Raw genomic sequence first — 12,883 nt, forward strand, 5'->3', positions numbered from 1 at the left:
TAACAATTACAAATCCGTTAAAATAAAAAAATGGGATAAAAAATGGAGGAACGATTATGGTTAAAATCTTACTAGCAGAAGACGAAGAAGTACTACGCATGCTTGTTATGGATACATTAGAAGACGAAGGATATGATATCGATGAGGCACAAGATGGCATAGAAGCTTATCGATTGATTGAAGAAAATGAATATGATTTGGTGATTGTGGACCATATGATGCCCGGCATGACAGGGCTAGAAGTGATTGAGAAAGTACGGAAATTACCAGGGCGACAAGAAACGAAAGTGATGATGTTGACAGCGAAAAGCCAACAATCTGACCGTGATTGCGCGAATGAGATTGGGGTCGACTACTTCATTTCAAAACCATTCAGCCCACTTGAACTCGTTAAAATCATAGGAGGAATCGTGAAGTGAAAAGGTGGTTTAAACAAAAACTCGGACGTGACATCATGGTCGTCCTTTATTCGTTCCTCGTCCTAGCGTTGGTCGGATCGGTATTGACGTATATCTATATCGAAAATCGACTCGAGGCAAATGAGGCGAAGTTGCGTCAAGTGGATGAACGCATCGATCGTCTGACGAACATGTGGGACGAGTGGCAAGCGGATCAATATGACACACGTGGTTACCTCTTGTTTGGAGACATTGCGTCTCTTGAACGGGCGAGTGCCAATGAAGCGAAATTCCAACAGGAAATCAATTGGTTCAAAACGCAAGTCGCAACGCGTCAAGGTGAACTGTTCGCAGAAGATCTTCAACAGTTTCATGACTTTTACTACGATGTCATCATCCCGGTGACGTACGAGTATGCAAAAGCGCAGCAAGACGGTGACGTGACAGAAACGTTTATCGATGCGCAGACCATTGCGGAGTTGCCGACTGCGAAACGATTGATTGATCAAGGTCTCGTCCAATTTAATCCGCAGCGAGGAATCGATATCCTTGGACCAATCGATGAAGTAGAGACGTCGCTTGAGAACTATCGTGAATTGATGGCGTCTGAAAAAGAGAACGTCTATGCGGAATGGCGTCAAAATAACAATATTCTTCAATTCTTGTGGATCATGAGCATCGCCTCGTTCGCTGCATTGATTTTACTGTTTGTCCAACCGTTCCTCCGCCGACAAACACGTCTGATTTCAAAACTTTCGATCGCATCGAATCGCTTATTGAAAGGTGAAATTGTTGATTTGAGTGATCAAATGAAACGGGAAGACGAAATCGGGACGATGTCTCGCTCATTCCATAAGATGGCTGAAACGCTTCGTGATAACGAGCGTCATCTGATTGAAAAAAACCATGAACTTCAAGCGCAACAGGAAGAACTGATTGCGCAACAAGAAGAGTTGCAGGCACAACAGCAAGAACTTGAAGAGATTCTTGAACAGACGCAACAAAACGAACAGCATCTCGCTTACCGAAACGAATTGACGGAGACGTTGGCATCACGTGATTCGCTTACGGCTTATCCAGAGATTATTGAAAAGTTAGTCACGATCACAGATTCAGAGGTCGGGGCACTCGTCTTCGTAGATGAATCAGGCACATATCGCGTCACGAGCCACGGCTTGAACGACACGTTGTCTCGTCAGCTGCTTGATAGCGAGAACTCTGTATTGACGCGCGCGATGACATTGAAGACGACGGTACACTCCTCGAAACAAGTCGCGAGCGACCATCCGCTTCCTTATCCGTACTATATGTTTGAGACGGCGGTACCGGTCCATGACCCAACAGATGATTCAATCATCGCGTTCATCTATTTGGTTCGCTACAAAGACCGCTTCACCCAAACACAAATGGGCGACATCATGTCATTCGCTCGCCAACTCTCACTCTCTCTCTTACGGATGCGTTTATTTGAAGAGATGAAACGGGAGAAAGGAAAGACAGAACGAATCCTTGATTCGATTCGAGAGGCTGTCGTTTATATCGACCATTCGACAGATGACGTGTTCGTTAACCGTCCACTTTATGAGATGTTCCCTGAGCTCAGTGACGTTAATTCACAAGAGCTTGAAGAAGAATCGTGGGAAGAATGGCGGAATCGTCTTGTTGAGACGGTCGATCAGGCGGAGGACTTTACAAAGTATACGAATCGCCTGTTCACTGAAGATTTCCCACATGACAGTGTCAGCTTCTCTATCCGAAAAGGCGAAATGAACTTGCAGATGTACGCAGAGCGCATCATTGTCGGTGGACTTTCGAAAGGGACGCTTCTCGTCTTCCGTGATATCACGAGTGAGACAGAGGCAGAACGATTGAAGAGTGAGTTTATCTCCACCATTTCACACGAATTGCGGACACCGCTTTCGTCTATCTATGGGTTTACCGAATTGATGGTCAAGAAACAGTTGCCGAATGAGAAACAAGCAAAATATTTAGAAACCATTCACGCTGAAACGGAACGCTTGACCCATCTCGTCAATGACTTCCTCGATGTGCAGCGAATGGAGTCTGGCAGTCAAATGTATGATCGGGAACAACTTGATATCGAACCGGTCGTTCGTGATATGCTGACGTTCTATGAGGCATCGTCATTAAAACATGAATTCGAATTGATTGCAGATGATGCACGTCCGTATGAATTGTTCGTCGATTGCCAGAAGTTCAAACAGTTGATGAGTAATCTATTGTCGAACGCCGTGAAGTATTCTCCACGAGGTGGAAAGATCACGGTGGAACTTTCGCATCACGAGCAAATCGTTTCGATTAAAGTCAAAGATGAAGGAATTGGAATTCCGAGTGACGCACTCGATCGCTTATTCGATAAGTTTTATCGTGTCGATAACTCCGACAGCCGAGAAATCGGCGGTACGGGGCTCGGGTTACCGATTTGTCAGGAAATCGTCCGCGGTCACAACGGTCAAATCCACGTCGAATCGATTCAGCACGAGGGCTCGACGTTCATCGTTGAAATTCCTAGCTACGAATATGCTGTCCAAGAGGCAGAGACTACACCTGTATAATGAATGGAGTCATCCTTGATGGATGGCTCTTTTTTTAAAAAGCGTTCGCTTGACCAATCAGGAGAGAGTTCGTGTACAATGAAGACTGAACAACAACATAAAGGGGGGCATTAGAATGCCACTGATTGCATTCTTGCACACGCACGTTACGAGCTGGATTTTGTTACTTATTTTGTTTGCCGTGGCCTATATCGGTTATAAGAACGGCAACAAGAGTGGAAAGATCGCACATATGGCGTTTCGACTCATGTTACTCATCGCATTCGGAACAGGACTGTATCTTTACCTTCAATTGAACGGGGGAGGCGCATTTTATCACGTGAAAATCACAGTCGGATTACTGACATTGATTTTCGGTGAGATGACCCTCGTCAAAGTCAAAAAGAAAAAACCTGCGAATGCCTTGTTCGGTGGATTCATTCTTTTGGCACTCATCACTATTTTTGTTGGGTATGCGTTACCGTATGGCCAGTCGCCGTTCAACAGCTTCATTCAATAAGACGTTCCCACTTCGCATATCGAAGTGGGATTTTTTGTTTGTACACAAATTATTAGGGGAAAATAAAAATCAGTAATTATGACGATGAGGTGAAACGATGGATCAACAGATGACGGAATGGACACGAGTTTTACATGCACGAAAATGGATGAAGCAAACAGAATCATTCTTACCCCTGTGGCACGGGTATATCGGCTATAAGTTCGGTTTATTTGATGCCCTTCAAGGTGGGGCGAGTATGGCGGAGATGAATTTACGACTGAAGCGCCCATTGACACAACTCGCGTTAGAACGTTGGTTAGAAGTCGGGGTCGCAGTGAGGCATTTGAAGAAAAAAGGGTGGCGGTATTATCCGACACGCGGATTAAAATATCAATTATCTGGTAACGATGAGCGGAGCATCGGCTTCATGCTTCAAGAGATGATGGAACTTCATATCCCTGCGCTAATCGCCTACCCAGAATTTTTAGAATCTGGAAAACAAAAGACGTTTGATGGGGCCGAGCACGGTCAAGTCGTCGCGAAGACGTCGACACTCGTTGAAACGGTTGCATTCCCGATTGTGCAACAGCTCTTGCGGCAAGCTGATGTCAAGTCAATGCTTGATATCGGGTGTGGGCACGGTGGTTATTTACGTAAATTACAAGCGCTCGAACCAAGTTGGGAGCTAACAGGAATCGATTTAGAGGAAGAGGTCATCGAAGAGGCACGATCTCGAGACGAGAGTGGCGAGATACAGTTCGAAGTCGCCGATTTCATGAATTGGGAAACGGAAGAACGGTTCGATGCGGTCATGATGAATAACATGCTATATTATTTCTCACCGGAAGAGCGGGTCAAATTACTCGAAAGATTACGAGAACGACTAGAAGAGAACGGTGTCGCTGTTCTCGTGACGCCTCTTGCTGAAACAGCGCTAGGTGGACGGTTCGCTTCCGCATTCAACGCCTTCATGACGCTCCACGATAACTTGTATCCACTTCCGACAATCCCTAGGTTACGCCGACAGATGCAAGAAGTCGGATTCGATCAGATTCGATTCATTCCATTTATCCCAGAAGGGTCTTGGTATATCGTCATCGCCGAGCGAGGAAAAACGAACCTGCTCAATCAACCGATTCAAAATTGAACTTGTCTCCGGTCATTTCTATAATGATAGAGAAGCATAAGAGACTATTCACATAGGGAGTTGTTGAGTGTGTCGAAACAAAGAGTTGCCGTTATTGGGGCAGGACCCGGAGGATTGGCTGCTGCGATGCTACTGGCGCATCGTGGAGTAGATGTCACCGTATTTGAGAAACAACCGTTCGTAGGAGGCCGGACATCACGCCTGCAAGTTGGCGAGTTCACGTTCGACCGCGGACCTACTTTTTTAAATATGCCATATATTTTAGAAGAGATTTTTGAAGAAACAGGTCGAGATCTACACGATTACGTTGAGATGAAACAACTCGAACCGATGTATGATTTGTATTTTGATCGTGGGACGCGTCAACTCTCGATGACGACAGATCGTGACGAGATGCATCGTGCCATCGAAGAACAATTTCCGGGAAATGGGGAAGGATATGAACGGTTCATGAGTGAACAGGCGATCAAACTGTCAAAATTGATGCCAGTCTTACAAACAGCTCATGATAAATTGACCGACTACGTCTCATTGCGCGTGCTAAAAGCATTACCGTTCCTCTCAATCGGTAAATCGTTATATGACGTCTTATCCGAGTATTTCACGAGTGAAGAGTTGAAGTATGCCTTTACGTTCCAAGCCAAATACTTAGGAATGTCCGCTTGGGAGTGTCCTGGCGGTTTCTCCATCCTTTCTTATATGGAGCACGCTTACGGGGTTCATCACCCAATCGGTGGTGTGAACCAGCTCTGTCATGCGATGGCGCGTGTGATTGAAGAAGATGGAGGTGTCATTCGACTCAGTGAACCAGTGGAACGCCTGCTCTTAGAGGACAAAAAAGTGACGGGACTTGTGGCAGGAAGTGTCCACTATGCGTTCGACGAAGTCGTGATTGGTGCCGATTTTGCTCATGCGATGACGTCGCTCGTCCCAGACGGTCAATTATCAAAGTGGAGTCCGGCTCAACTCAAGAAGAAACGCTACTCCTGTTCAACGTTCATGTTGTATCTTGGATTGAACCATGTCTATGAGGACGTGGCACATCACTCGATTCACTTTGCGGACGATTACGAGTTGAATGTCAAAGAAATGACGAAGGAGTTGAAACTAAGCGACGATTTCTCGTTCTATGTTCAAAATGCCTCACGCATCGATCCAACGCTTGCACCTGCAGGAAAATCGTCCCTCTACGTTCTCGTACCGGTCCCGAACAATTTATCTGGTCTTCCATGGGAAACGTTACAGGCGACGATGACAGAGCGCGTCCTTGATGCCATTGAGACACGTTCACCGTACCGAAACATTCGTCAACACATCGAAGTGATGGAAACGTTAACTCCAGAGGACTGGGAAGCGTTCGGTATCTATGAAGGGGCAACCTTCAATCTAGGGCATAATTTATCGCAAATGATGTATTTCCGTCCGCATAATCAGTTCGAAGAGCTCGATAACGTCTGGCTCGTCGGTGGTGGGACTCACCCAGGAAGCGGACTTCCGACCATCTTTGAATCAGCTCGCATCACAACAAATCTATTACGTGACCGGGCAGGTGTCGGCCGATGAACATCAGCTTTGTAGGCGCAGGGATCGGTACACTATACGCCGCCCTCTTACTGACGAAACGTCATCCGTCACTTCAAATCACAATCTATGAGAAAGAAGCGCGCGTGGGCGGACGATTAAACTATGTTGCATTTGAAAACGGTGCGAAAGTTGACGAAGGTCCGACAATCGTCTTGTTACCAAGCAAACTCAGGCAACAGTTAATCGAAGCAGGTCTTACTGAGGCGGACGTGGAGTTGCTCGAAGTCGATCCACTCTATCGCTTATGTTATCAAGACGGAACCTCGTTTTATAAATATCGGGAGATCGAGCGACAGGCAGCAGAAATTGAGCGAATGTTTGGAGAAGGGGATGCGTTCCGTCAATATATGTCTCAAAAAAGAGACGAGTATCGAATTGGGTTTGATACGTTCTTGGACCGTGGATATTCATCGAAGACGGAACTGTTCGAGCCGAAGCTCCTTTTATTACTCATGCGTTTAAAAGCATATGAAACGGCCCATGCGAACATGAAACGCTTCTTTGAAGACGAACGTTTACGCGTTGCCTATAGTCTGCAGACCCTTTATATCGGTGGGAATCCTTATGCCACTCCTTCGTTATATGGACTGATCCCTTATCGTGAACAAGAAGAGGGCGTTTGGTATGTAAAAGGAGGATATTTCTCCCTTGCGACGAAAATGGAACAAGAACTGAAGCGGCGCGGTGTTCGTTTCGTCATGAACGCTACCGTCAATCGTGTCCATGTCACGGATGGGGTGGCAAATGGAATCACGGTAAATGATGAATATGTACCGTATGATGCCGTCGTCGTGAATGGTGATTTCCCGATCATGGAGCGACTGATTGATGGTGTGACGCCAAAGACATATGAACCGTCAAGTGGTACGTTACTCCTATACTTTACCGTCAACGGCGAACTCGATTTACCGGTTCATCAATTCGATTTACCAAATGATTTTGAAGGATCGATGCGTACAATCTTCGAGGATGGTAAACTAAGTGAGTATCCTGCGATGTACACTTTTAACCCATCGCGTATCGACGTGACGCTCGCGCCAGAAGGGACGAGCGTGTTATATGTTCTTGTTCCGGTCCCTCGGAAGTTAGAGCAGGAAGACATTGAGTCACAAGGAACCATCGAACATCTATTAGGAAGAATCGAGACATTCATACCTGATTTTCGTGAACGTGTCATCGAGATGAAAGTCCGGACACCGATGGATGCCGAGCGATTCGGCTTGTTCGAGGGAGGAAGCTTTGGGATTGCACCAAAGTTATCGCAGTCAGCCGCGTTTAAACCTCAGGCAAGACCTTATCCGAAAATCGAACGCCTTTATGCGGTGGGAGCATCTGTTCATCCGTGTGGAGGTGTGCCGATTGTCATGATCGGGTCACAGTTACTCGTGAAAAAAATGGAAGAAGAAATGGGGGCAATACATCGTGACGACACAAGAAGCGTATCGTCAATGTGAGGAAATCATGAAGAAGAGCTCGTTGACCTTTTATCGGGCCTTCTCTTTGCTCTCGAAACCTGATCGTCAAGCGGTCATGGCCGTATATACGTTCTGTCGCACCCTCGATGATGCGGTCGATGAATCAGACCGTCCAGAAGAGAGTTTGGCAGCATTTTTGCATGATTTTGATCGCTTTTTGGCTGGTTACCATCTAGATGAAGCACTATGGGTCGCTTTGCGTGATGTGTGGCAACGCTATGAGATGGACGTCGACCCTTTCTTTGAGTTGGCAGAAGGAATGAAATGGGATTTACATAAGTCTCGGTATGAGACGCTCGAAGAAACGGAGCAGTATAGCTATTATGCAGCGAGCACGGTCGGGCTCATGTTACTTCCGATCCTCGTCCCAAATCAGGACGAAGCGACACAACGTCAGCTTCGCCAAGGTGCAATAGACCTCGGGATCGCGATGCAACTGACGAACATTTTGCGAGATGTTGGTGAAGATTTGAACCGAGACCGCATCTATTTACCACGTACGATGATGCGACAATATGGTGTGAATGAAGAGATGTTACAACAACGAGAAGTGACGCCTGCCTTTATCGACCTGTGGGAGGCGTTGGCGAAGCGTGCCGAATTATTGTATGAACGGGCACGTGCGACCCATCACCTCTATCCCCTCGCCAGTCGAAAACCGGTGCAAGCGGCAGCCCTTCTCTACGAGGGGATTTTAGATGCTGCACGTGCGAATGGATACGACGTTTTTACAAAACGGGCATACGTATCGACCTTACAAAAAGGAAAGTTGCTAGCCAAGCTATAAGAATTCCGATTCACTGTAGGCGCATCCTAGCGCCTACAGTTTTTTGCGTAAAAAAAACCACTTTTGGCGGGGGACCAAAAGTGGCGTAAGCGTTATGTGATTCATTCATCGGGGAAATGAATGAATCGGTTTGTGATGAAGCCCTAAAGATGTGCCGGGATTCATGGGGAATGAATCATAGGGACATCTTCGCTGAAACAGGATGCTTGATGGACTAAGGGGGAACATCATACGCAAGCTGTCTCAACTACGGGATACGAGTGGGGAAACTCGCTCATCACTTTCTCGGGTGTGACAAGTTCAAAACGCGATTTGGCTCGGGGAAGCCATTCGATCGCTACAGGTGTAACAAACGTTACAGAACTGCTTGAACTCGAATATGATATTATCACGTCTCCAACTTGTCGACAAGTGTCGAAACTCGCGTTCACAAAATGTTCATATTGTCAGAGGTATGTCCTCTAACATCGATCGTGCGGCGAATTGTCCTGAAAGCGTCACCATCGGGCTGCCGCCTCCAGGATGGGTCGAACCTCCCGCAAACCAAATGTTCGAGACGTCCGTCGACCGGGCTTCAGGTCTAAAGAATGCACCCTTTTTCGAATTGGCCGATGTGCCATAAAGTGCCCCGTAATACGCATAGAAATCGCTGGTCAAATCTTGCGGGGTCACACGCGTATGATAGAGCACCTCGTCATCCTCCCAATCCACACCGAATTCACGTAAACGGCGACGAATCAAATGTTCATACGTATCCGCATCGATTTCGGTTAGGTGAGCTGGTGCGTTGACGAGAATGAACAGGTTATCGCCTGCTTCGCCCATCGATGGGTCCGTGGCGGATGAATTCGAAATATAGATGGTCGGTTCGTCCGCATAGCGCTCTTGTTGAAAGAGTGCCTGAAATTCCCGTTCATAGTCATCTGAAAAGTAGACGTTATGATGCGCCAAGTTCAATCGTTTCGACAATCCGATCATCAACACAAACGCAGAAATTGACGGTTCGACGGTGTCACGCGTCGGGACCGGGAAAGAGGGACGGTCTTTGGCATCGACGAGTCGTGGGTATTGCGTCAAGAGTTCGCCATTAAGAAGGACAGCGTCACACGAAATGACTTCTTGGTCATCGACGACGACCTCATGTGCTTTTCCGTTCAACACATCAATCTTCGTCACTTCATGACCGAGACGGAACGTCACGCCGAGTTCGCTTGCCCGTTTGGCGAATCCCTTTGCGATATTCCAGTTCCCACCCTTCGCAAAATAGACGCCTTCATTCAATTCCAAATGTGCGATGAGGGCAAACGTTCCGGGTGTCACGTATGGGCTGCTGCCAATGTACGTCGCATAGCGATCGAGTGCCTGGATGATACGCGGGTCCTTGAAGTATTTCTTGTGAAGGGCATGCAAACTTTGAAGTGGGTGTACTTTGACCATGTCCGCCCAAAGACCAGGATCTAACTTTGTCTCCATTTGTGTGAAGAAGCGTTTATTTGCAATAGCGAATAATTTCTCTGCTTCATCGAGATAGGCACGCATTTGATTATGCTTGAATTGATTACCCGTCAATCGTCGTACTTCGACTTCAAGCTTTGCCCGGTCAGCGCTGAATGTGAAGGATGATCCATCGGAATAGTGGTTGACGGTATGCTGGTCGAGTTTGATTAACTCAAAATAGTCATCCGGATTGGCACCGCTATTTCGGATGACCGAACGGAATACGTCCGGCATCGTAATCGTATTCGGACCGAAGTCGAACCGGTGACCGTCGGTGATGACGGGCATGAGTTTCCCGCCGACATGTTCATTCTTTTCGATGACCGTGACGTCGTAACCACGCGCTGCGAGCGTGACGGCGGCGCTAAGTCCACCGAGTCCAGCTCCAATCACAACAATTTGTTTCATACATGTGTCCCCCTTAAGACGTCTACTTAGGAATAGTGACGACCTTTCCACGTGATCGGCAACCGTCTCCATTTACGTATGACGGCGTTCCCGAGTAAGGTCAAGTAAGCGATTAAACTGAGCGGATGGTACCATGTACCGGTGCCGTTTGATTTGAAATCGACGGCAAGACGTGCAAACAGCACGAAGAGTGCCGCACTGATGGTCTGCCAACTCGGTGAAAAAATCCAAGCAAGCATGGCGGTCAACTGGATGCCGTAATACGTCATAAAGTACAAAGCGAGTCCTACTGATTCATTCATTCCCTTGAATACGTTTTTTGAAAACCCGGTCCATACTTCTTCGTTCGTCTCATACATATCGCAAGAGATGTATGGAGAGACTTGGACGAGTGAGGTGATTTTTTGATGACGTTTGAATGTTCGGCATAAATCGATATCATCAATCAATGACGTTCGAATGGCGGCATGTCCACCGACTTCCTCATAACTGCTTCGCTCGACGAGAACGTTCATCCCGTTCGCCGCCGCAAATGCAGGGTGTTTCACTTTACGCCAAAACAATGGGAGATGTTGGGCGATGAGAACGTGTTGCATGGGAATCAATAATTTCCCGAGAAATGTGGACGTCGGAAATTGGGGGAACCCAGATAAAAAGACAGCCTGCTCACGGACGAGTGTCGCATGCATGCGTGCGATAAAACTTGAATCAATCGTGACATCCGCATCTAAAAACAAGAGATACGGTTCCGTGGTGCGTATCGCCAACTGATGACAAGCGTGAACTTTTCCTGCCCAGTCACTTGGCAACGGGACTCCTTGAATGATTGTAAAACGAGCGTCGTCCGCGATGGCTCGATTCAATTTTTCGTATGTATCGTCTTCGGAACGATCCTCATAGATGTAGACATGAGTCCCTTCCGGTATCGCCTGCTTCAAATTTGAAATCAATCGGTCGACGTGTCGTGACTCATTGCGCATCGGAATACAGACAGCCGTTTCTTTTGACCGTACTGGAGCGGCAAGCGGTCTTAAAAACAATAGATTGACGATGGTGAAAATGAACATGAGGAGGGTGAACATCCATAAAATCATGAGCGTCCCCTCCCGAGTCGAAGCAACGTCTCCGTCCATTCAGCCAGATTGCGACGTGGTCGAAAGAGAGGAATATAGGCGTCAGACCGTATAATGACGTCTTGTCGCACATCGTCATAGAGTTCTTCAAGTGCTTGCGCAATCTCTTGTTTTTGAGCTCGTCGTGTCGTGGCCGTTACGATAATTTTCCGGAAACGTACATATACGAGTGGCTCCGCATGGCTCTCGAACGAATAGTACATGGCACATAACTGCACGGGGTGGTCGTTCAGTAACAATGTCGCACCCGATTCAATCTCGACGGGGCGCAGTTCCTGAGGCATCTCTTGTCCTTGAGGGAACATCCATACGGATTTCCCGGACGTGAGCAATTTATTCGCATAGGCAAGTGAGGCACGTACGTCTGAGAGACTACCTTTTTTAACCGAAAAGGCACCGAGATGCCGAAAGAACGGGAAGCGATTTAGTCCATCCTCATCCATCAACACATGAATGTCATGTCGTAAAAAGTGTTCATTGATCATATACATGATGAGGCCGTCCCACCATGCACTATGTGTACTTAAAAATAGTCCGGGAGTCGGGACATCGTCCGCTCGAATATAGATGTTATGGAACGTTGGACGAATCTGACGTTCCCGTACGAACGTTGAAAATACATTATTGAACCACTTCTTTTTGTGTGACTCGATCATCGCGACCTCTCCTTTCAAGTAGAATCACTCCCGATGTGAGAATGCTGAGCAAACCGATTCCATAGAGACCGGCATTGACAGCGGTGACGCCGAAGAGCACATGTAGCATAACGAACAAATAGACGCCGTGCCGAATGAACAAGGAGTCGACTGTTCGTTCGTGACGCTGTAACAGCCAGGAGAAAATGAGGGATAACCCGAACCAACCGATAAAGTTTTGTGTCGGAATGTCATAATATAGCCCATCATTTGCCCATTCCCAGTAGCCTTTCACATTTGCCGCCACAGGATCGATCGCCATATCGAGCCATACGGCGAGAATCGGGACAAGCCATACTATATGTTGGCGGAACGTGAAGAGACGGGCCACGGCGAAACTAGATCCGATCACGGCAAGCCATGCCGCACCGATTGTGACAGGGACTCCAAACACTGTCGGACCGAACGCCTCAGCGTAGATGTACTCGCTGAACGGGAATCCCGTTTTCACACCGAGTGTTTCGACTGCGATTGAACCGAAGAAAATAAACGGAACAATCCGAGCACCTTGCCGGATTCCTTGATAAAGAATCGTTCCACCAATCGCCCCGGCTAGCCATAAAAAGACGGGGTTTGCCCACTCGAGCCAAGGCGGAAGTAAATCGAACCCAACTAAAATCAACCCAATGAAATACCAAACGAGAAACCACTTCCAAATAAACGGATACACTTTCATTCCATCACCTCTTCTCTCATTTTAAA

11 protein-coding genes are annotated in these 12,883 nt (G+C 47.2%); 7 read left to right on the forward strand and 4 right to left on the reverse strand.

What is annotated here, in order from left to right; all coding sequences use genetic code 11:
• Positions 1-56 precede the first annotated feature (56 nt).
• From KNO94_RS08360 to KNO94_RS08390, 7 genes are all read left to right on the forward strand, one after another.
• A complete protein-coding gene (locus tag KNO94_RS08360) occupies positions 57-419 on the forward strand; it encodes a response regulator (protein ID WP_015880966.1) in 363 nt (120 codons plus the stop codon).
• Entirely contained in the window at positions 416-2,974 is a 2,559-nt protein-coding gene (locus KNO94_RS08365) for a sensor histidine kinase (protein WP_214778820.1), read from the forward strand. The genes KNO94_RS08360 and KNO94_RS08365 overlap by 4 nt, the downstream gene beginning before the upstream one ends.
• Positions 2,975-3,089: 115 nt before the next feature.
• A complete protein-coding gene (locus tag KNO94_RS08370) occupies positions 3,090-3,473 on the forward strand; it encodes a YisL family protein (protein WP_214739393.1) in 384 nt (127 codons plus the stop codon).
• A gap of 97 nt (positions 3,474-3,570) precedes the next feature.
• Positions 3,571-4,602, forward strand: coding sequence for a class I SAM-dependent methyltransferase (locus KNO94_RS08375; protein WP_214778822.1), 1,032 nt, complete (start codon positions 3,571-3,573; stop codon positions 4,600-4,602).
• A 69-nt stretch (positions 4,603-4,671) separates the two neighbouring features.
• The gene (locus tag KNO94_RS08380) at positions 4,672-6,165 is read left to right on the forward strand and encodes a phytoene desaturase family protein (protein WP_214778824.1); all 1,494 of its coding nucleotides are present in this window, start codon (positions 4,672-4,674) and stop codon (positions 6,163-6,165) included.
• On the forward strand, positions 6,162-7,640 hold the full coding sequence (locus KNO94_RS08385) for a phytoene desaturase family protein (RefSeq protein WP_214778826.1): 1,479 nt from the start codon (positions 6,162-6,164) through the stop codon (positions 7,638-7,640). The genes KNO94_RS08380 and KNO94_RS08385 overlap by 4 nt, the downstream gene beginning before the upstream one ends.
• Positions 7,609-8,448 (forward strand): phytoene/squalene synthase family protein, encoded by an 840-nt coding sequence (locus KNO94_RS08390; RefSeq protein ID WP_214778827.1) that lies wholly within the window; start codon positions 7,609-7,611, stop codon positions 8,446-8,448. Before KNO94_RS08385 ends, KNO94_RS08390 begins: the two co-directional genes overlap by 32 nt.
• Before the next feature lie 438 nt (positions 8,449-8,886).
• On the opposite strand, the gene KNO94_RS08395 is transcribed toward KNO94_RS08390, so the two are convergent.
• Genes KNO94_RS08395 through KNO94_RS08410 form a run of 4 tightly spaced genes read right to left on the reverse strand, consistent with a single transcriptional unit; the run spans position 8,887 to position 12,857 of the window.
• Complete coding sequence (locus KNO94_RS08395; RefSeq protein ID WP_214778829.1) at positions 8,887-10,353, reverse strand: phytoene desaturase family protein; 1,467 nt, start codon at positions 10,351-10,353, stop codon at positions 8,887-8,889.
• 26 nt (positions 10,354-10,379) lie between these two features.
• Positions 10,380-11,447, reverse strand: a complete 1,068-nt coding sequence (locus tag KNO94_RS08400; RefSeq protein ID WP_214778831.1) for a glycosyltransferase family 2 protein — start codon at positions 11,445-11,447, stop codon at positions 10,380-10,382.
• Positions 11,444-12,142 carry a lysophospholipid acyltransferase family protein gene (locus tag KNO94_RS08405; protein WP_214778833.1) on the reverse strand — a complete coding sequence of 233 codons (699 nt, stop codon included), beginning with the start codon at positions 12,140-12,142 and terminating at the stop codon, positions 11,444-11,446. Before KNO94_RS08405 ends, KNO94_RS08400 begins: the two co-directional genes overlap by 4 nt.
• A complete protein-coding gene (locus tag KNO94_RS08410; protein ID WP_214778835.1) occupies positions 12,108-12,857 on the reverse strand; it encodes a carotenoid biosynthesis protein in 750 nt (249 codons plus the stop codon). Before KNO94_RS08410 ends, KNO94_RS08405 begins: the two co-directional genes overlap by 35 nt.
• Positions 12,858-12,883: the final 26 nt, after the last annotated feature.

Origin of the sequence: Exiguobacterium sp. s22 (genome assembly GCF_018617455.1) — a bacterium.
Lineage (GTDB): Bacteria > Bacillota > Bacilli > Exiguobacteriales > Exiguobacteriaceae > Exiguobacterium.